At 40.1% G+C, this 22230-nt stretch carries 12 protein-coding genes; 11 read left to right on the forward strand and 1 reads right to left on the reverse strand.

The features are described from left to right. Nucleotide 1: 1 nt before the first annotated feature. The 9 genes from HW347_RS11480 to HW347_RS11520 all read left to right on the forward strand — a co-directional run bounded on the left by HW347_RS11480 (nt 2) and on the right by HW347_RS11520 (nt 18987). Nucleotides 2–3814, forward strand: coding sequence for a beta strand repeat-containing protein (locus HW347_RS11480; RefSeq protein ID WP_214611979.1), 3813 nt, complete (start codon nt 2–4; stop codon nt 3812–3814). 30 nt (nt 3815–3844) lie between these two features. Further along, entirely contained in the window at nt 3845–4996 is a 1152-nt protein-coding gene (locus tag HW347_RS11485; RefSeq protein WP_214611980.1) for a gliding motility-associated C-terminal domain-containing protein, read from the forward strand. A gap of 440 nt (nt 4997–5436) precedes the next feature. Continuing rightward, nucleotides 5437–13416 carry a hypothetical protein gene (locus HW347_RS11490; protein WP_214611981.1) on the forward strand — a complete coding sequence of 2660 codons (7980 nt, stop codon included), beginning with the start codon at nt 5437–5439 and terminating at the stop codon, nt 13414–13416. A 4-nt stretch (nt 13417–13420) separates the two neighbouring features. Beyond that, nucleotides 13421–14581 (forward strand): hypothetical protein, encoded by a 1161-nt coding sequence (locus HW347_RS11495; RefSeq protein WP_214611982.1) that lies wholly within the window; start codon nt 13421–13423, stop codon nt 14579–14581. Nucleotides 14582–14744: 163 nt separating this feature from the next. Next, a complete protein-coding gene (locus HW347_RS11500) occupies nt 14745–15629 on the forward strand; it encodes a hypothetical protein (RefSeq protein WP_214611983.1) in 885 nt (294 codons plus the stop codon). Nucleotides 15630–15640: 11 nt separating this feature from the next. Beyond that, a complete protein-coding gene (locus HW347_RS11505; RefSeq protein ID WP_214611984.1) occupies nt 15641–16798 on the forward strand; it encodes a gliding motility-associated C-terminal domain-containing protein in 1158 nt (385 codons plus the stop codon). 244 nt (nt 16799–17042) lie between these two features. After that, nucleotides 17043–17777 (forward strand): M15 family metallopeptidase, encoded by a 735-nt coding sequence (locus HW347_RS11510; RefSeq protein WP_214612155.1) that lies wholly within the window; start codon nt 17043–17045, stop codon nt 17775–17777. Nucleotides 17778–17814: 37 nt separating this feature from the next. Further along, nucleotides 17815–18579, forward strand: a complete 765-nt coding sequence (locus tag HW347_RS11515; RefSeq protein WP_214611985.1) for a M48 family metalloprotease — start codon at nt 17815–17817, stop codon at nt 18577–18579. A gap of 240 nt (nt 18580–18819) precedes the next feature. Then, complete coding sequence (locus HW347_RS11520) at nt 18820–18987, forward strand: DUF6747 family protein (protein ID WP_162857274.1); 168 nt, start codon at nt 18820–18822, stop codon at nt 18985–18987. Between the two features lie 109 nt (nt 18988–19096). Here HW347_RS11520 and HW347_RS11525 read toward each other — a convergent pair whose 3' ends face one another. Beyond that, complete coding sequence (locus HW347_RS11525) at nt 19097–19489, reverse strand: ankyrin repeat domain-containing protein (RefSeq protein WP_214611986.1); 393 nt, start codon at nt 19487–19489, stop codon at nt 19097–19099. 344 nt (nt 19490–19833) lie between these two features. Between HW347_RS11525 and gpmI the strand changes: the two genes are divergently transcribed. Then, on the forward strand, nt 19834–21351 hold the full coding sequence (gene gpmI, locus HW347_RS11530; protein WP_214611987.1) for a 2,3-bisphosphoglycerate-independent phosphoglycerate mutase: 1518 nt from the start codon (nt 19834–19836) through the stop codon (nt 21349–21351). 33 nt (nt 21352–21384) lie between these two features. Beyond that, a complete protein-coding gene (gene map / locus HW347_RS11535; RefSeq protein ID WP_214611988.1) occupies nt 21385–22203 on the forward strand; it encodes a type I methionyl aminopeptidase in 819 nt (272 codons plus the stop codon). Nucleotides 22204–22230: the final 27 nt, after the last annotated feature.

A 22230-nucleotide genomic window follows, 5' to 3' on the forward strand; every position in this document is an offset into this window, starting at 1 on the left:
TATGCAAAAGCGCATCTCGATACCGTTATTCTTTATCGGTTTTTTCCTCATCAGTTTTGCTCAAGCTCAAGTAAAAATAGGTGATAACCCCCAAGTTATTGACCCAAGCTCTATTCTAGAACTCGAAAGTTCAGATAAGGTATTGGTCATTACCAGGGTAGATTCAGAACAAATGGCAACCATTGTACCCAACCGTGGTGCCTTGGTCTATAACACTACAGCAGATTGTGTCTATTATTATGATGGTACAGCGTGGATTAGTATGTGTGAAGGTGTTGATGGCGGTGCTCTCACGGCTTTACCTATCGAAAATGACGAAAGTACTATTGTAATTACCCCTACTGCGGATGGTAACAATATAGAAATAGCTCCTAATAGTATCTCTAGTGATCAAATATTAAATGGAGGTATTAATGGTGTAGATATACAAGATGGATCTATTGGCAGAGGAAAATTAGCTCCTAATGCCGTAGATAAGGCTAGAATTGCTGAAAATGCAGTTGGCCCATATGCCATTGATCGGGATAGTCTTGGTTTAAGCTTCTTTAACAATGATGCTGGTTTTATTACCGGTGCCAATATAGTAAGTGCCGATGCGGACAATGCTATTGTAATTGGAAGTGATGGCGGTGCTCTTTTTGATGCTACTACAATAGAAACTAGTATTGCGACCAATGCTGCTGCGATTGCTGCGGATAATGATAATAGTCCTACCAACGAATTACAAACCTTAAACCTTACTGGATCCCAACTTTCTATAAGTGGTGTTCCTGGTTCTGTTAATTTGCCTACGGCAACTGGATCGGATACCAAAATAAATGCAGGAAACAATGTAACCATACAAGGAAATGGAACTACTGCCACTCCATATGTAATAAACGCGAACAACGAGATTGACGGAAGCGTTACGAACGAATTACAAGACTTGGATTTCGATCCTGCTACAAACATATTAACAATAACCAATGCCGCAACTGCTACTAATGAAGTTAACCTTAGTGCTTTAGCTGGTGGCGGCGGTACAACTGCACAAATTAACTCAACTCCAAGTATAACAGTGGCAGGAAATGGCTCTGCACTAACACCTTATGAATTAACAGCTGTTGGTGGTGGAGGTACTGGAACAACAGAAGTAGCAGACGGAACAACTATTACAGGTGTTGGTACGGCTGGCGATCCTTTCAAAATAGAACCCTCAGCAACTACTGGAAGATATTTAAGTACTGATGCCACTGGCGTTGTATGGTCTGATCTTCCACCAAGTGGAGCTTCTGCTCTTTTTGATGCGAATACGATTTCAGGTACTGGTCTTATTGGCAATGAATATACAGTAGCTGATGACGCTATTAATTCTGCTAAAATAGAAGATGGTACTATTGACTTAGCTGACCTAAGTCCTATGGGAGCCACTGCAAATGGAGAAATTATACAATGGGATATTACTGCCAACGCTGGGGCAGGTGGCTGGACAATTGCTGATAATTCAGGAGGTCATACAGGAACTCCTAATTCAATCTTTTTTGCAGATGATAGTAATGCACCTACCGACGCTGGAAATGAATTTTTCTGGGATCCTAATGTTAGAGAAGAGAATGGCGGTAATTTTGGAGCTTTAGGTATTGGACTAGACGGAGGCGTAATGTCCACTAAAGTAAAAATTCATGTTGCCGAGCAATTAAATGGTAAACTTACGTACCCAATAGAGATGCAGAATAGAACGAATCAGAACGAGAATAATTCAGCTGTAGGTATGTTGTTTTCTGTGGATTTAGATAATGCCCACGGTAAGGGTGCTTTATCTTACGAAAGAACAGGTGCTTGGGGTGTGGGAGATTTTCATTTCCTTCAAAATACCGTTGCAACGGCAACCAATCCAACTCTTGCTGACAAAAGCTTTAGTATATTAAGTAATAAAGACATACAACTATACGGAAACCTTATCGCCAGAAATGGCGCTGGTACGGACGGTCAAGTTTTGACTACAAACGCAGCCGGAGAAACTGTTTGGGGTACTGGTGGAACTGGTACAAGCACTACGAACACTACATTTGAAACAACAGATACCGATGCGGACGGAATCGATGATTCACTTACCATAACTGATTCTGAAAGTGCAACTGTGTCTATACTCCTATCTGAAATCAACACAACTAACGCATCTTTTGCAGTTACGGATGCAGATGCAGATGGTACCGACGACTCGCTTACTATTACAGATTCAGATGGTACGGAATTTTCTGTTCCCCTTGCCGATATTAGCAGTGGTGCAAACACTACTAACTCAACGTTCGAAATTACCGATACAGATTTAGATGGTACTGATGATTCGATTACTATTACTGATTCAGATGGTACGGCATTGTCTATTTCCCTTGCAGATATTAGCAGTAATACTAACACCACTAACTCAACGTTTGAAATTACCGATGCAGATGCAGATGGTACAGACGATTCGCTTACTATTACTGATTCAGATGGTACGGCGTTATCTGTTGCGCTTGCAGATATTGGAAGTGGTGCAAACACTACTAACTCAACGTTCGAAATTACCGATACAGATTTAGATGGTACTGATGATTCGATTACTATTACTGATTCAGATGGTACGGCATTGTCTATTTCCCTTGCAGATATTAGCAGTAATACTAACACCACTAACTCAACGTTTGAAATTACCGATGCAGATGCAGATGGTACAGACGATTCGCTTACTATTACTGATTCAGATGGTACGGCGTTATCTGTTGCGCTTGCAGATATTGGAAGTGGTGCAAACACTACTAACTCAACGTTCGAAATTACCGATACAGATGCAGATGGTACTGACGATTCACTTACTATTACAGATTCAGATGGTACAGCATTGTCAGTTCCACTTGCGGATATTAGTGGACCAGTTTCTAGCGATGGAATAACAATAACAGGAGACGGAGGTGCAACGACACCATTAACAGTAGCTCCTTTAGGAATTAATACCGCTCAATTAGCGGACGATGCTGTAACAGTAGGGAAAATTGCAGCAGGTGTTGACGGTGAAGTTTTAAGTACCAATGCAGCAGGTGAAACAGTTTGGGCTGTTCCAGAAAATCTGGAAAACGAAGATGTTACTTTAGCTGAAGATAGAACTATTAATCTTGGTGGAAATGATTTTGCTTTTGATGGCAGTGGAAATGTTGGTATTGGTACTGACACTCCTTCCAATAAATTAGAAGTTGATGGTGCAATAAGAGCTCAAGGAATTCTCAATTCTGATGGTACCGTAGGTGAACCTTCTTTCCGTTTTAATGGTGACACAAATACAGGTATGTATCAGGGGGGATTGGTAGACTACTTAAGATTCACCACAGGAGGAATTGAAGCAATGACAATTGACCCTTCTCAAAACGTAGGAATCGGTACAGCTACTCCAGCACAAAAACTTCATGTGGCGGGTAGCATACAAGCTGATGGTAGTTTTATTTCCAACGACCCCGTAATCCAAATACCAGATTACGTTTTCCAAAAATATTTCTTAGGAAACTCAGAACTAAAAGAAAGCTATAACTTTAATACTCTTAGCGAAGTAGAAGCGTTCATTAAAAAGAACCACCACTTACCAGGGGTAACGTCTGCTATTAAAGCTAAAGAAGAAGGTCATTGGAACTTAAGTAATTCAAACTTGCAAAACCTTGAAAAAATAGAAGAACTTTTTCTTCACACTATTGAACAAGAAAAAGAAATCAATAGACTTAAAGCAGAAAAAGAAGCCATGGCAAACGAGTTGAAAACCATGAAAAACGACATTGAAGAAATCAAAGCGCTTCTAAATAAATAAAAAGACCAACAGATTCAATCTGCATTGAACATGAAAAAACATCTATACATAGCGGCTCTAATTTTGGCATCGGGCGTACAGGCACAAGAAGCATTGTACAATACCGGTAACCTCCGTATTCATGAAGGTGGTGTCATGGGCTTTCATACCGATCTAATTAATGATGGTAGTTTTGATGAAAATCTGGGCTTAGTCGGTTTCTACGGAGATAACCTTCGCAGCATTAGTGGTAGCTTTCCTGCTACGCTATATGATGTAGAGTTTGTAACAGGGTCAGGAACAGTTTTACAGAACGCTTTAAACGTATTGAACAATGCCAACTTTGTTACCGGAGATGTCATTACCGATCGGGCACAACCTGCTTTATCACTTAACTTCTTGGCAAATGCTTTTCCCAATGGGCAAAGTAATATTAGTAAGGTAAACGGTTATGCGAGTGTAAACGATCAGCAGAATTTTATTTTCCCCGTAGGAGATGATGCGCAATTACGTCCGTTAATATTAAGCTCAGAAGGCATTAATACTTTAGCCAGATGTGCCTATTTTATAGAAGACGCTAATAACCCTACTACCCTACCGGGTTCATATAATACAAATAATAAAGATACCCAGATTGGCGATATCAGTATAATAGAATTTTGGCACTTAGAAGGTTCCGTACCTTCTAGTATACAACTCTCTTGGAACGAACGTAGCAACATTGGCCTTCTAACTAGTGATGTTAACGAGGTTGCCATTGTAGGTTACAGTAAAGCTACCAATCGTTGGGAAAGCCTTAATGGTTCAGCACCTGCAGGAGATTTAAACGAAGGCGTTGTAGCTTCCGGTTCTTTTATTCCGGATGACTACGAAGTACTTACGTTTGCTGCCATGGGTGAACCTAGAGATTTTTTAAAACTAGAAAACTATTTTGTTTCTCCTAACGGAGATGGCATTAATGATTTTCTTGAGATTCCAGAATTGGCGTTATCACCTAACAACTTTGTACAGATTTATAACCGTGAGGGACTCAAGGTTTTTGAAAAACAAAACTACACAAATGAGTTCAACGGACTTTCCACACAAAATAATTTTGTCATAACAAGAGACCAAGGCCTTCCTTCTGGGGTGTATTTCTATATTGTTACACTAGACGATTTGGACCTTGAATTCCAAGGATTTTTATATTTGGCGAACGATTAATTAAAAAAGAGACCACTTAGGTCTCTTTTTTTTTACCGTTCATCGATCTTTTATACTTCATTTTACTTTTACAGAATTTACCTACAACTATTTTCCCTTGTAACACTACAACTTCACTTCACTTCACAACAAATAGTGTGCATTTCATCGATCTGACTCTAACTTTACTTAAAAAAAGTTAAAGAGGCTCTGATTTATAATGACACGTCAGGGATTTACATTTTAAGTTTAAAACATATTTCTAAGCTTAAGCTGTAATTTAATTGGATTCTAAAATTGAACATTAGACTACTTGCCCCCACAAGGAACCCTTTCACACGAATCTGAAATTTTCTTTAAAGCTATTTGAGCTTATTTTTTGAATGTCATTTTCAAAGAATAATTATAACTGACCTGCCATTTGTTCTCAAAAATAAATGGTTATAAAATTGAAAATTAATATGAAAAACGTTCCCCTCGTCGTTCTCTTGTTTTTAACGCAACTCGCGTTTTCACAAGTAAAAATTGGAGATAACATTAATCAGATTGATGCGGCCTCGTTAATGGAACTAGAAAGTTCCACTAAAGTATTTGTGGTTACGCGGGTTACCAATGCCCAAATGAACAGTATTACTCCATTAAATGGGGCACTGGTCTTTAACACCGATCAGAATTGCCTGTTTCAATACAAAGGTAATATTTGGTCCAGTCTATGTGTAAACATTGCTGCTGGGGAAACCATTACCGCCTTATTGGATAATAATGATGGTACGGTAACCTATACGAATGAAGCGGGTATTTCTGCTCTAATTTCAAAAGCAAACTTAGTAGACAATCTAGATGGTAGCTATACTTTTAGTAATGGTACTAACGCAATAAACTTTGTTGGCACGGACAACCAAAATTTGGAAAATGCCAATTTAGACGCTACTACATCTATTTTAAATATTGATATCGAGAACGGAAATAGTACCACTGCAAACCTTTCAGCTTTGGAAGAATCTGCAGATATCACTGCAGTTCAAGACGATGTTGATGCAAATGAAGCGGATGCAGATTCCGCACTACTTGCTGAAATTAACAGAGCTACAGCTGCCGAAACAAATTTACAAGCTGATGTTGACACAAACGAAGCTGACGCCGATGCTGCAATTTTAGCCGAAACAACTAGAGCTACTGCCGCTGAAACTACTATCCAGAATGATGTAAACCAAAATGAGGCAGATGCAGATGCAGCCATCGCTTTAAAAGAAGATACCGCAAACAAATCGACTGACGTTACCCTTGCCGATGCTACCGATACCAAGTTCCCAACGGAACTTGCCGTTAAGACCTATGTGGACGGACAAATTGCCGCAACTGCAGATGACGATATTACTGCAGCGACTATAGATGCTGCCAGTGTTTTGAAAATTGATGAAGGTACTACCTCGGTTACCGTTGACCTGTCCGATTTGGAAGAATCTGCAGACATTACTGCCGAAACAAATAGAGCAACTGCTGCCGAAACCGCTATTCAGAATGATGTTGACCAGAACGAAGCAGATGCCGATGCTGCAATTTTAGCCGAAACAACCAGAGCTACTGCCGCTGAAACTGCTATCCAGAATGATGTAAATCAAAATGAGGCAGATGCAGATGCTGCGATCGCATTAAAAGAAGATACCGCAAACAAGTCGACCGACATTACCCTTGCCGACGCTACCGATACCAAGTTCCCAACGGAACTTGCCGTAAAAACCTATGTGGACGGACAAATTGCCGCCACTGCCGATGACGATATTACAGCAGCGACTATAGATGCTGCAAGTGTTTTGAAAATTGACGAAGGTGCTACTTCAGTTACCGTTGACCTTTCCGATTTGGAAGAATCTGCCGACATTATTGCTGTTCAAGACGATGTTGATGCAAATGAAGCCGACGCTGATGCAGCAATACTCGCAGAAACAAACAGAGCAACTGCTGCCGAAACTGCTATCCAGAATGATGTTGACCAGAACGAAGCTGACGCCGATGCTGCAATTTTAGCAGAAGCAACTAGAGCTACTGCTGCTGAAACTGTTATCCAAAATGATGTAAACCAAAATGAAGCAGATGCCGATGCTGCCATCTCTCTTAAAGAAGATGCCGCAAACAAATCGACTGACGTTACCCTTGCCGATGCTACCGATACCAAGTTCCCAACGGAACTTGCCGTTAAGACCTATGTGGACGGACAAATTGCCGCAACTGCAGATGACGATATTACAGCTGCGACTATCGATGCTGCCAGCTTATTAAAAATAGATGAAGGTGCTACTTCCGTAACCGTTGACCTTTCCGATTTGGAAGAATCTGCAGATATTATTGCTGTTCAAGACGATGTTGATGCAAATGAAGCCGACGCTGATGCCGCAATACTGGCAGAAACAAACAGAGCAACTGCTGCCGAAACTGCTATCCAGAATGATGTTGACCAGAACGAAGCTGACGCCGATGCTGCAATTTTAGCCGAAACAACTAGAGCTACTGCCGCTGAAACTGCTATCCAGAATGATGTAAATCAAAACGAAGCGGACGCGGACGCGGCCATCTCATTAAAAGAAGATACCGCAAACAAGTCAACCGACGTTACCCTTGCCGACCCAACCGATACAAAGTTCCCAACAGAATTGGCCGTAAAAACTTATGTGGACGGACAAATTGCCGCAACTGCAGATGACGATATTACTGCAGCGACTATCGATGCTGCCAGTGTTTTGAAAATTGACGAAGGTGCTACCTCGGTTACCGTTGACCTTTCCGATTTGGAAGAATCTGCCGACATTACTGCCGTTCAAGACGATGTTGATGCAAATGAAGCCGACGCTGATGCAGCAATACTCGCAGAAACAAACAGAGCAACTGCTGCCGAAACTGCTATCCAGAATGATGTAAATCAAAACGAAGCAGATGCCGATGCTGCCATCGCTTTAAAGGAAGATGCCGCAAACAAATCGACAGATGTAACCCTTGCCGATGCTACCGATACCAAGTTCCCAACGGAACTTGCAGTTAAGACCTATGTGGACGGACAAATTGCCGCAACTGCAGATGACGATATTACTGCAGCGACTATAGATGCCGCCAGTGTTTTGAAAATTGACGAAGGTGCTACTTCCATTACCGTTGACCTTTCTGATTTGGAAGAGTCCGCAGATATCACTGCCGTTCAAAATGATGTGGACCAGAACGAAGCTGACGCCGATGCTGCAATTTTAGCGGAAACAACTAGAGCTACTGCTGCTGAAACTGCTATTCAGAATGATGTAAACCAAAATGAAGCAGATGCAGATGCTGCCATCGCTTTAAAAGAAGATGCCGCAAACAAATCGACTGACGTAACTCTTGCCGACCCAACCGATACCAAGTTCCCAACGGAACTTGCCGTTAAGACCTATGTGGACGGACAAATTGCCGCCACTGCAGATGACGATATTACTGCAGCGACTATAGATGCTGCCAGCGTTTTGAAAATTGACGAAGGTGCTACCTCCGTTACCGTTGACCTTTCCGATTTGGAAGAATCTGCGGACATTACTGCCGAAACAAATAGAGCAACTGCTGCCGAAACCGCTATTCAGAATGATGTTGACCAAAACGAAGCTGACGCCGATGCTGCAATTTTAGCCGAAACAACCAGAGCTACTGCTGCTGAAACTGCTATCCAAAATGATGTAAATCAAAATGAGGCTGATGCAGATGCAGCAATCGCATTAAAAGAAGATGCCGCAAACAAATCGACAGATGTTACTCTTGCCGACCCAACCGATACCAAGTTCCCAACGGAACTTGCCGTTAAGACCTATGTGGACGGACAAATTGCCGCAACTGCAGATGACGATATTACTGCAGCGACTATAGATGCCGCCAGTGTTTTGAAAATTGACGAAGGTGCTACCTCCGTTACCGTTGACCTTTCCGATTTGGAAGAATCTGCCGACATTACTGCCGTTCAAAACGATGTAGACCAAAACGAGTCCGACGCGGACACCGCTATTACTGCAGTTCAAGACGATGTAGACCAAAACGAAACCGATGCTGATGCAGCAATACTTGCAGAAACCAACAGGGCAACAGCAGCTGAAACCGCTATCCAGAATGATGTAAATCAAAATGAGGCAGATGCCGATGCTGCCATCGCATTAAAAGAAGATGCCGCAAACAAATCGACTGACATTACCCTTGCCGACGCTACCGATACCAAGTTCCCAACGGAACTTGCCGTCAAGACCTATGTGGACGGACAAATTGCCGCTACCGCAGATGACGATATTACAGCAGCGACTATAGATGCTGCCAGTGTTTTGAAAATTGATGAAGGTGCTACTTCCGTTACCGTTGACCTTTCCGATTTGGAAGAATCTGCAGATATAATTGCCGTTCAAGACGATGTTGACCAAAACGAGTCCGACGCGGACGCTGCAATACTCGCAGAAACAAACAGAGCAACTGCTGCCGAAACTGCTATCCAGAATGATGTTGACCAGAACGAAGCTGACGCCGATGCTGCAATTTTAGCCGAAACAACTAGAGCAACTGCCGCTGAAACTGCTATCCAGAATGATGTAAATCAAAATGAGGCAGATGCAGACGCAGCCATCGCTTTAAAAGAAGATACCGCAAACAAGTCGACCGACATTACCCTTGCCGATGCTACCGATACCAAGTTCCCAACGGAACTTGCCGTTAAGACCTATGTGGACGGACAAATTGCCGCTACCGCCGATGACGATATTACAGCTGCTACTATAGATGCTGCAAGTGTTTTGAAAATTGACGAAGGTGCTACTTCAGTTACCGTTGACCTTTCCGCTTTGGAAGAATCTGCCGACATTATTGCTGTTCAAGACGATGTTGATGCAAATGAAGCCGACGCTGATGCAGCAATACTCGCAGAAACAAACAGAGCAACTGCTTCCGAAACTGCTATCCAGAATGATGTTAACCAGAACGAAGCTGACGCCGATGCTGCAATTTTAGCCGAAACAACTAGAGCTACTGCTGCTGAAACTGCTATCCAAAATGATGTAAATCAAAATGAGGCAGATGCAGACGCAGCCATCGCTTTAAAAGAAGATGCCGCAAACAAATCAACCGACGTTACCCTTGCCGACCCAACCGATACCAAGTTCCCAACAGAACTTGCCGTAAAAACTTATGTGGACGGACAAATTGCCGCTACCGCAGATGACGATATTACAGCAGCGACTATAGATGCTGCCAGTGTTTTGAAAATTGACGAAGGTGCTACTTCAGTTACCGTTGACCTTTCCGATTTGGAAGAATCTGCCGACATTACTGCCGTTCAAGACGATGTGGACCAAAACGAGTCCGACGCGGACGCTGCAATACTCGCAGAAACAAACAGAGCAACTGCTGCCGAAACTGCTATCCAGAATGATGTTGACCAGAACGAAGTTGACGCCGATGCTGCAATTTTAGCCGAAACAACTAGAGCTACTGCTGCTGAAACTGTTATCCAAAATGATGTAAACCAAAATGAAGCAGATGCCGATGCTGCCATCGCTCTTAAAGAAGATGCCGCAAATAAATCTACTGACGTTACCCTTGCCGATGCTACCGATACCAAGTTCCCAACGGAACTTGCCGTTAAGACCTATGTGGACGGACAAATAGCAGCAACTGCCGATGACGATATTACAGCTGCGACTATAGATGCTGCCAGTGTTTTGAAAATTGATGAAGGCGCTACTTCAGTTACAGTTGACCTTTCAGCTTTGGAAGAGTCTGCCGATATCACTGCAGTTCAAAATGATGTTGACACAAACGAGGCTGACGCAGATGCAGCTATACTCGCAGAAACAAACAGAGCAACTGCTGCCGAAACCGCTATTCAGAATGATGTTGACCAGAACGAAGCTGACGCCGATGCCGCTATCGCGTTAAAAGAAAATGCCGCCAATAAATCAACTGATGCAACTCTTTCAGATGCTACCAATACTAAGTTCCCAACAGCACTTGCCGTTAAAACTTATATTGATGGACAAATAACACTCTCAGCTGATGATGATATTACAGGAGCTTCTATAGATGCTGCCAGTCTTTTAAAAATAGATGAAGGTGCCACCTCAGTAACCGTTGACCTTTCCGCTTTGGAAGAGTCCGACGATATTACTGCCGTTCAAGACGATGTTGACTTGAACGAAGCCGATGCCGATGTCGCCATCGCATTAAAAGAAGATGCCGCAAACAAATCGACTGACGTAACTCTTGCCGATGTTACGGACACAAAGTTCCCAACAGAACTTGCCGTTAAGACTTATGTAGACGGACAAATTACGGCTACTGCCGATGACGATATTACTGGAGTAACCATAAATACATCAAGTATATTAACAATTAGTGAAGGTGGAACTTCAGTAACAGCTAACCTTTCAGCTTTGGAAGAATCAGCTGATATTACCGCAGTTCAGAATGATGTAAATCAAAATGAAGCCGATGCCGATGCCGCTATTTTAGCGGAACAACTAAGAGCTACTGCAGCAGAAACCACGCTTCAAAACAATATCAACTTAAAAGAAGATGCCAATAATAAATCTACGGACGTAAATCTTGCTGACGCCTCTAATACGAAGTTCCCAACTGAACTTGCTGTAAAAACGTATGTTGACAGTCAAGTTGGAAGTGTAAATAGCCTCACAAACAGCAATATTTTTGTTGGAGATAATAGTAATATTGCACAAGGAGTTGCGATGAGCGGAGACGCCACCCTATCCAACACCGGTGCTTTAACTATTGAAACCGATGCAGTTACCGCTACCAAAATAAATGTTGATGTTGCAGGAAATGGTTTATCACAGAATGCTACAACTGGAGCACTAGAAGTTGATGCCTTAGGTATTTCAGATTTAGTTACGGGGAATAAGATTGCAACCATAACGCAACCTGATGCCTCTACAGTGGTTATTAATGAAACTATAACCTCATTTGCAGAAGTTTCTGGAAATAGAAGTATTCTACGCTTTACTAATGAGGCAAATGGAACAGATGATGTTACCAGTGTAGTAAGAAGTGTAAACGGTGTTGTGCCGGCCGCAAATGGTAATGTTGCCGTAATCCTTTCAAGTACCTCAACAGGTCTTGAAGCAGATTTACCGACAATGGGATTAGATTCAGATATTTATATAGTAACCGGAGAATCTGGCTTAACGGCAGATAGAAATGGAGTTGCCTTTATTTATGATGATGTTACAGGATGGCAAGAAGTAACTACCGACCTTTCTACAAACGATGCTCGGTATTTGAATGTAAACGGAGATGCCATGGCAGGCACATTGTCTATGGCCAGTCATCCTTTAACCAATTTATTAGACCCTTCCAACGCGCAAGATGCAGCTACTAAAAATTATGTTGATGGTTTAGCTACTGGAGATATAACTTCTACAGACTTAACGGTTACCAACGGAACTGATTCTGCTTTTAAGGATGTCACCTTAACCATTGCCAACGGTGCCGTAACTCCCTTAAAAATAGCTGCGGGAGCCAATAACCAATCACTCGTTACGGACAATACAGGAACAGTTTCTTGGATAGATTCTAGCACTTTTAACCACTCTGGAACGACAGGTTCTGTTTTCTTTGCAGGTGCTACAGGAACTCCTAGTGAAGATAACGACCAACTATTTTGGGATAGCACACTTAACAGGTTAGGCATTGGTACCGATACCCCTACTCATAAACTACAAGTTAGCGGACAAGTTAGGGCTACTTCATTTGCCAATGCAGACGGTACTGCCAATGCTCCTTCTTATCGCTTTAATAGTGATGCGGACATGGGTATGTACAGACTAGCCGCCAATCAATTAGGCTTCTCCACCAACGGAACAAGTGCTATGTTAATTGATGCCTCTCAAAATGTAGGTATTGGTACAGTTACACCAGACGAAAGTCTTCATATAGCTAATAACATGAGACTAGATGGTAGTTTTGAAGACAAGGATGGCGAAGCTGGAACAGCTGGCCAAGTATTGTCATCAACAGCAACTGGAACAGATTGGATAGACGCTCCTTCAGCAGACCCAAAGATTAGCACTGATGCCGGAAATAGCGTGACCGCAGGTACAGACGCAGGAGTTTTCTATAACAGCCCTATCAAAGCTTTTGGTAAAATTTCTTCAGCGGGAACGGTTATTAAATCAACTCCCGGAGTTACTGTCACAAAACTGGCTGGTTTAGGTCACTACCAAGTTACTTTGGCCGCAGGTACAACAGCAGATTCAGATTACATTATTCAACTATCACAACCAGGAAGAGGTGGTGCTGGAAATGATGACCCAGGAATATCATACAGTAGCCAAACCACTACAACATTTGACGTAATCATAGGAGATAACGATAATGGAGGTACGGACCGTACTAGATTTGATTCTGAATTTATGTTCACCATTTTAGACCTGTAAGCAAATGAAGAAATTACTATATATAGTTTTGCTTTTAGTGATAAAAGTAACATGGGCCCAAGCCCCTACTGCTAATGAACTAGTAAGTATACACTCTGCTACCCTAGCAGAAATTACTGCAATGGCAAGTCCTATTGAAGGTTCTCTAATCTACAATACTAATGATAAATTTTTATACCAATTTAATGGTACTCTTTGGCAGAAACTGACGCCTGAGGGCAATGAAACAAAAATTGTTGCTAACGATAATGTTAGTATAAGCGGAACCGGAACAACGGCAGACCCATATGTAGTTTCTTCCATTAAATCTACATTTACCACCAATCCAGACGGATCTTTTACTTTTTCCAATGGTATTGACCCTGATGTGAATTTTAGCCCTACTGTACCCGGCAACACACCTATTGTTTCAAATTCTAATGCCGGAATAGGTAACTGTTCTCAATTTGGACTGAGTGAAACCAGAGACTTAATCATTCAAGGTGCTTACTTTGACGGTGCATCTACAGTTGCAATTACAGGACAAACAGTAAATTCTGTAGTAATCAATAGTTCTTCTCAAATAACTGCTAATGTAACCACTGGAGGAGCTTATGGAAATTTTGATATTTCCGTTACCAATAATGCAGGTTTAAGCACCTTAGCTGGTGGCTTTGTATTACAAGCATCATCCCCACTTACAACTAATAGTATAACCGCTACAGATATGGTCCTTACAGGCTCAATGACCTATGATGGTAACATCCTGACTAAAACTGCAACAGCAGGTTGGAACGCGCAAGGTTACTCACTTAACCATGAAATAAGTAATATAAAAGGTGGTAGATTAGATTTTACACCCAACCAAACAAATCTATTAGCGATGATAGGGCTAAGTTATGACCCTTCTTCAAGTGCCTCCTACCCTAACCTTAATTATGCCATGTATATAGTTTCAAATTCTCAAATACAGATTCGAGAAAGTGGGGCCAGTCTAGGTTATGTTTCAAGTTACGCAGCTGGAGATGTTCTAAGTATTGATGTGGATTGTTTGGGTAATGTAACTTACTTACGAAATGACAACATTATTTTCACTTCCTCTAGAAAAGCTGTGAGCCCATTATATTTTGATTCTTCTTTCTACCATATAGGTATGAAAATCTCAAACATACTAATGAAATACTAATGACAATAGAAAAACGTATATTCTTTATTTTCAATAAATTAGGTATCCACGCTGATAGAAATCAAGATGCTATTCTTTATTTTCTTAAACCTACTTACACCAAATCGCTTCAATCAGCAACAATAAATATATCCCCCACTAAACCATTAATTGCAAACCAATTATGAAACGATTAATAGTAATGTCTTTATCACTTATTGCACTATACCCTAGCGAGGTCGTAGCGCAAGTAGATGGCAACTATTTACTGGGGCTTACTAATGCAACAACCTTAGAAATGAATACCGGTATAAATCCTGTAGCCGGCTCACTTTTATATAATACCGACGAGGAAAAAATGTACTTGAACACTGCTTCAGGTTTTAAAAAAATACCTTCAATAGATACAAATTCAGTAGATTTCTGGGGAGCTACAGGAAATACTGGCTCTAATGCTACCACTCATTTTTTAGGAACTACGGACCTTCAGGATTTCGTGATGAAAACGGATAATAGTGAAAGAATTAGAATATCCTCTACCGGAAACGTAGGTATAAATAATCCTACGCCTAACGCTCAAATAGATATTGAAAGTGCAGGTGTGCCTTTACGAATTCAACCCAGCACCACTACTCCAACCGGAACCGAAAGTGGGCAAATTTTTATGGGAAACGATGGTATTCTATATGCTTACGACGGATCTAGAACAAAATGGCTGAGCGTTGACCGTACTATGGTAGGTTGGGGAGTCAACAATCCTGCAACCACATTAGCCTACATGAGACAGTTTAATGGTGCAGAATCTGATAAAAACGGTTGGCGTATGCTTAGAGATGGTACAATTACAGGAATTACGGTCCAAACTGAAAACGCCAACACCTGGACATTGGAAATCAGAAAAAATGATGGCCTTATACCAATAGCTGTTTTAGCAATTGCAGCTACAGAAGGTGGCCAAGATGACACTATAAATATCGATTTTAACCAAGGTGATTTTTTACAAGCTTATTGTAATGGAACTGCTGTGGAATATCCAGAAACTTTAATTGAAATAGCCTGGAGAAAGTAACCCTAAAAACGATGAAGAAATACGCAATTATTATTGGTAGCCTAGTCTTGAGCATGTATAGTAATAACATGGTCGCACAAGACTCATTTCATAATTTTGGAAACATGAAAATGCATGAAGATGCACAGATTGGTTTTTACCAAAATTTAATCAATGACGGCTCCTTTGATGATAATAAAGGTCTAGCCGGTTTTTATAATGAAGACATAGCCTATATAAGCGGAGCTTTCAGGCCCGTTTTTAAGGACTTAGAAATAGTTGTAGATAAAGACCTTATTTTAGAAGTTGGTATAGGAATAAAGAACAACAGCAATTTTATTTCGGGAGACCTGGTTACCCCCAAATTTTTAATTGACACGAACATTGAATATATTAATGATGCCTTTTATAATGGTGATACTAATTTTACCAAAGTAGATGGATATTCAGCTGTAAGAAACCAACAAGATTTTATTTTCCCCATAGGTCATTTTGATAAATTAAGACCTTTAAAACTATCTTCCAACCAAATTAACGAGAATGCCAAGTCGGCTTACTTTTTCGAAGACCCTAATCACCCATCTACCTTTCATACTACGTTTAATACAGAAAATAGAACTGATATTTTAGTATCCATAAGCAATGAAGAGTTTTGGGATTTAGACACAGAGGTATCTTCCAAAGTTACCTTAGGATGGGATACGGACAGTAGTCTATCTACTTTTATGGATAAAGTTGAAAACTTAAGAGTGGTTGGTTGGCATACAGAACACAGCATTTGGGAGGATTTAGGTAATACCGCCATGGAAGGAGATTTTAATCAAGGTGAAATAACATCGGACACTTTTACACCGGACGACTATACTATTATCACTTTTGGTGGAAGCCTTAGTAGACAAAGTGTTGATTTGGGTAATTACCTAATGACACCAAACGGGGATGGAAAAGCTGATTTTCTTGTTTTGGATGCCGTTTCTTTATCGCCTAACAATCAACTTACCATTTACAACAGATGGGGACGGGCCGTTTACGAAGCTACTAACTACGACAATAGCTTTGGAGGTACAGCCAACGTTAGTAGTGTAGTTGCTACCTCAAAAAAACTACCTGCTGGAGTTTATTTTTATATTATTGATTTGAAAGATATTGATGTTAAACATCAAGGATTCTTGTATATAAATCAAGAGTAATCCTCTAAATAAACAAAGCTACTTTACACCGGGCCAACTGGTTTTTTTTACTATAAACAAGCACATTGAATAAAAAGCTTCCTTTAAAATATAGTACTCGTTTAATTTATTTTAAAGATACAAGCCTACTTTACAAGATTTGTACCTTCATAAACGTTATCAATATAACCACAATCTATTCTTGGCATCAAATTTGAATATCTTTGCTTAGATTGTGAACACGATTAAATTCAACAATGGTATGATGGAACGACGAGCATTCATAAAAAAAAGTGGTGTTGCTGGCCTTGCTTTGGCAGCTTTACCCAATTTGGCATTTTCTAAAGATTTTGAATATAGCATCTTAGAGTTAATGGGTAAAACCGATATTAAACTCTACGGAGAAGGTATTAATTTACGTAAAGAGGCACATGATGCGTTTGTAGAAATGAAGAAGGCTGCATATAGCGATGGTATTAATTTAAAAGTAGTATCTAGCTATCGTAATTTTGAACGTCAACGTTCTATTTGGGAACGTAAATACTTAAAATACACAGACGATAATGGCATGACTCCTCAAAATGCCATTGATAAAATTATAGAATACTCTACCATACCGGGAACTAGTCGTCATCATTGGGGAACCGATATTGATATTGTTGACGGAAACAGAAATGTAAAAGGAGATATGCTCGTACCTTCCAAATTCTCAGAAGGAGAACCCTATGGCGATTTTAAGAAGTGGATGGATGAAAATTCAAAAAGTTTTGATTTTCATTTAGTATATACAGATGTACCTGGCCGCAGAGGATTTAAATATGAGCCATGGCATTTTAGCTACGCACCTATTTCTGTGCCTATGTTGACTGAATTTCGCAGAAAAAACATCATGCAATTGCTAAAAGACGAAGATTTCTACGGTAGTGAACACTTCACAGAAGGCTTCTTAACCAATTATATACAAGACAATATCCTAGATATCAATACAGAACTTCTGTAAGTCTTTTGTATATTGAGCTGATAAATAACACTATACCATGCGAGGAGGAAGTTGGAAAATAAGAATATTCATTGGCTTGGCCATTGTAGCATTTGCTTTTATTAAGCGCTGCAGTAGTAAAGAAGAAAACCAATATACCGGAAGAGTACAGACCATTAATATGAGTGCCGAACAAGAAATTGCTATAGGCCTACAAAGTACTCCAGAAATTGCACAACAATATGGTGGGCTATATCCAGATGAAAAGTTACAAGCCTATGTAGACCAGATTGGCAATAAGCTCGTTCAAAATAGTATTGCAAGAGAAACTCCGTATGCATATGACTTTCACCTTTTGGCAGATGACCAAACTATTAATGCTTTTGCATTACCTGGAGGTCCCGTTTTCATTACCTATGCCCTATTCAGACAATTAAATGAAGCACAATTGGCAGGTGTACTTGGTCATGAAATAGGCCATGTAATTGGTAGACACTCCGCAGAGCGTATTGCAGAAGGAGAATTTTGGCAAACCTTATCGACTGGAGCTTCTGTAGGAGGTGATATGGGAGGCTTAGTTGGCGGAATTGGCCAAAACACGCTACTTAAAAATGGTCGTGGGGATGAATTGGAAAGTGATGACCTTGGAGTTCTCTTTATGATAAACTCTGGTTATCAACCTGAAGAAATGATTCACGTTATGGAGATTTTAAAGTCTGCAGCAGGACCTGATCGTGCTCCAGAATTTCAAAGTACGCATCCAGATCCCGAGAATAGAATCGAAAAAATACAAGAATCTATAGAGAAGTACCGTAACCAATAATGCTTCTTAAAACATATTAAAAAGGCGCTTAAACGGATATAGATTCGATTTAAGCGCCTTTTGCTTTTTATTTTATAAATGGCATGAATGGTTGTTAAATTCGTTGAAATGCAGCCTGTTGTGTCCTTATTTATCTATCTTTACACCTCCCAAATACTACCGTTGCTAACGCAGCAATTTAACCATTATAGCTTTTACAATAATCAATGCCCCTAGACAAGGCATTTAAAATAAAACTATATGGGAACACTATCGCACTTTAAAAATTTATATACCGAAGCATTTGAGAACTGCAAGCCTGAACTAGTAGTAATACTTCTAAAGGCATATTCGGTATTTTGTGGATTAATGCTGTTTATGGCTGTTTACGCGTTTGTAGACAGAGCCGTTAACGGGTTTGAATTTTAATTCACAGCGCTTTACCGCTCTTTTACGAGAAACTATATGAAAAAAAGCCCGACCATATTAATATGGTCGGGTTTCTTGTTTTTCATAGCAATCGGACTAATTCAAATTTTTAGCTTCCCATTGCTGTTTCAATTACCCTAAGGGCTTCAGAAGCATTAGAAAGCTCTGCATATTTTGAAATGGAATACCCTTTATCACTTTTAATTTTCAGGTTAGCTCCATTGTCTATTAATAATTCTAAAATCTCGGCCTTGTTATAACGGGCAGCAAAAATAGCCGGCGTCATACCTAAAGACTTTTTGTTGACATCCTCGCCAAGCTCTATCAGTTTTTTTACAACATCTATATCTCCCTGCATAATTGCTTTGCAAAAAGAATTTAGCTCTACCGTGTCATACATTTCAAATGCAGAAGCATCTGTAGTAGTAATTGTGTCATTGGCCATTACGGCTGAAGTTCCGACCAAACAGGCCATTGCGAAAGTTAATAACGTTTTTCTCATGATGAATGATTTAAATTGATGAATGAATAATTGATTGTTTAATAATAGACTGGAATTTTGCGAAGTTGTTACAGCCGTAGGCTCATAATAACTAAATTTTAACATTTACGAATATTTGACAACACTCAAATAAAGCCCCATAATCAATCAATAAAATCATTCCACCATACTTTTTACAAGTACATAAAAAATTGAAAACTTTTCAGCTAAGGTTTAAAAAACCTCGTTGAAACCAATAAAATGTGGAATCTCTAACAATGCTAAAATCCCATTAAAAAAGCACCGTTATAATTGGCATTTCCTCTTAGATCACAGTACTTTTGAAAATCTAATTTATCATAGCCATGAACAAAAAAGTAATACTTATGATTCTTGATGGTTGGGGCAAATCTCCCAATCCCAAGGTCTCCGCAGTAGACAATGCAAATACTCCATTTGTTGACTCACTTTATAAAAACTATCCAAACGCAAACCTTCTTACAGACGGTATGAATGTTGGTCTTCCTGAAGGCCAGATGGGTAATAGTGAAGTAGGCCATATGAACCTTGGTGCCGGACGTATCGTATACCAAGATTTAGCTAAAATAAACCTGGCAGTAAAAGAGAATACCCTAAAAGACGAGAAAGTCTTGAAAGATGCTTTTGCTTATGCCAAGAAAAATAACAAGCCTGTACACTTTTTAGGTTTGGTTAGTAACGGTGGGGTTCATAGCCACATTAACCATATTAAAGGACTTATTGAGGCAGGGAATGATTCTGGCGTAAAAAATATGTTCGTTCACGCCTTTACCGATGGTAGAGATGTTGACCCTAAAAGCGGAAAAGGTTTCTTGACCGATCTTAGTGATTTTTGCACCGATAAAAATACAAAATTAGCTTCTGTAATAGGAAGATATTTTGCTATGGACCGTGACAAACGTTGGGAACGAGTGAAAAAAGCCTACGATGTCATGGTAAATGCCGAGGGCGAAAAAACTACTGACATTGGTGCCAAAATGCAGGAGAATTATGATAATGGGGTTACTGATGAATTTATTGAGCCTATCGTAATGACTGATAGCAACGGAAATCCTCTTGCTAAAATTTCAGAAGATGATGTGGTTATTTTCTTCAACTTCAGAACTGATCGTGGCCGTGAACTTACTGAAGTATTGAACCAAGTAGATATGCATGAGCAAAACATGCATAAATTAAATTTATACTACGTTACGCTAACAAACTATGACGCATCTTACAATGGTGTTCATGTAGTTTATGATAAAGCAAATATTGAGGATACCCTTGGTGAGGTTTTAGAGAGAGCACATAAAAAGCAGATTCGTATTGCGGAAACGGAAAAATATCCACACGTTACTTTTTTCTTTAATGGTGGACGAGAAGAGCCTTTTGAAGGCGAACAGCGTCTTTTATGCCCTTCTCCTAAAGTTGCCACTTATGATTTGCAACCAGAAATGAGCGCTTATGAAATTAGAGATGCCATTATTCCTGAATTGAAAAAAGGAGAGGTTGATTTTGTTTGTTTAAACTTCGCAAATCCAGATATGGTAGGTCATACAGGAGTTATGTCTGCTGCAATAAAAGCTTGTGAAGTTGTTGATGAATGTGCCAAAGCTGTGGTAACCGCAGGTTTAGAAAACGGGTATACTTCTATTGTAATTGCCGATCACGGTAACTGTGAAACCATGGTTAATCCAGATGGTAGTCCAAATACAGCACATACCACTAACCCTGTTCCGTTAATCTTGGTAGACAAGGACATTAAAGCAATTAAAGATGGTGTTTTAGGCGATATTGCTCCAACCATTTTAAAATTACTAGGTGTTCCACAACCTAAATTAATGACAAGAGAAGCTCTTGTATAAAGAATAACATCAATTATTTTTACCTTTGCCACTATGATTAAATTAAAAACACCCGAGGAAATAGAACTAATGCGCGAAAGCGCCCTAGTAGTATCAAAAACTTTGGGCATGCTGGCATCGGAGATAAAACCAGGTGTCAACGCTCTATTTCTTGATAAGTTAGCAGAAGAATTCATACGGGAACAGGGCGCTGAACCAGGTTTCTTAGGCATGTACGACTTTCCGAATACATTGAATATGAGCCCTAATGCTCAAGTGGTACATGGTATCCCAAACAATGAACCATTGAAAGATGGTGACATTATTTCTGTGGATTGTGGTTCTCTTAAAAATGGTTATTACGGTGATCATGCCTATACTTTTCCCGTAGGAGAAGTATCTGAAGAAACTAAAAAACTATTAAAAGTAGCCAAAGAGTCATTGTACTTGGGGATTTCAGAATTCAAAACTGGAAACCGAGTTGGAGATGTTGGTTTTGCCATCCAGAATTACTGTGAAAACCATGGTTACGGAGTTGTGCGTGAATTGGTTGGTCATGGATTGGGCAAAAAACTACATGAAGGACCAGAAATGCCAAACTACGGAAAACGTGGTCGAGGAAAACAGTTTAAAGAAGGTCTTGTTGTTGCCATTGAACCTATGATCAATATGGGAACAAAACGCATAAAACAACTTAAGGATGGTTGGACAATCTTAACTGCAGATGGAAAACCAAGTGCACACTTTGAGCACAATGTAGCCATTGTTAACGGTAAGCCTCAATTACTATCTACGTTTCAGTACATTTACGATGCTTTGGGTATCGAAACTGATGAAGAAGACAATTTCCGCAAGGAAAATTTTGTTCTTTAAGTTAGGGCGAACAGAGGTAATTTGTGC

This window comes from Zobellia barbeyronii, from assembly GCF_018603515.1.
Classification (GTDB): domain Bacteria; phylum Bacteroidota; class Bacteroidia; order Flavobacteriales; family Flavobacteriaceae; genus Zobellia; species Zobellia barbeyronii.

What these genes read in the sequence shown, in the direction of transcription:
- HW347_RS11485 (WP_214611980.1), top strand. Translation starts at nt 3,845, where the DNA reads ATGAAAAAACATCTATACATAGCGGCTCTAATTTTGGCATCGGGCGTA.
- gpmI (WP_214611987.1), top strand. Translation starts at nt 19,834, where the DNA reads ATGAACAAAAAAGTAATACTTATGATTCTTGATGGTTGGGGCAAATCT.
- map (WP_214611988.1), top strand. Translation starts at nt 21,385, where the DNA reads ATGATTAAATTAAAAACACCCGAGGAAATAGAACTAATGCGCGAAAGC.
- HW347_RS11510 (WP_214612155.1), top strand. Translation starts at nt 17,043, where the DNA reads ATGGAACGACGAGCATTCATAAAAAAAAGTGGTGTTGCTGGCCTTGCT.
- HW347_RS11515 (WP_214611985.1), top strand. Translation starts at nt 17,815, where the DNA reads ATGCGAGGAGGAAGTTGGAAAATAAGAATATTCATTGGCTTGGCCATT.
- HW347_RS11500 (WP_214611983.1), top strand. Translation starts at nt 14,745, where the DNA reads ATGAAACGATTAATAGTAATGTCTTTATCACTTATTGCACTATACCCT.
- HW347_RS11480 (WP_214611979.1), top strand. Translation starts at nt 2, where the DNA reads ATGCAAAAGCGCATCTCGATACCGTTATTCTTTATCGGTTTTTTCCTC.
- HW347_RS11525 (WP_214611986.1), bottom strand. Translation starts at nt 19,489, where the DNA reads ATGAGAAAAACGTTATTAACTTTCGCAATGGCCTGTTTGGTCGGAACT.
- HW347_RS11505 (WP_214611984.1), top strand. Translation starts at nt 15,641, where the DNA reads ATGAAGAAATACGCAATTATTATTGGTAGCCTAGTCTTGAGCATGTAT.
- HW347_RS11490 (WP_214611981.1), top strand. Translation starts at nt 5,437, where the DNA reads ATGAAAAACGTTCCCCTCGTCGTTCTCTTGTTTTTAACGCAACTCGCG.
- HW347_RS11495 (WP_214611982.1), top strand. Translation starts at nt 13,421, where the DNA reads ATGAAGAAATTACTATATATAGTTTTGCTTTTAGTGATAAAAGTAACA.
- HW347_RS11520 (WP_162857274.1), top strand. Translation starts at nt 18,820, where the DNA reads ATGGGAACACTATCGCACTTTAAAAATTTATATACCGAAGCATTTGAG.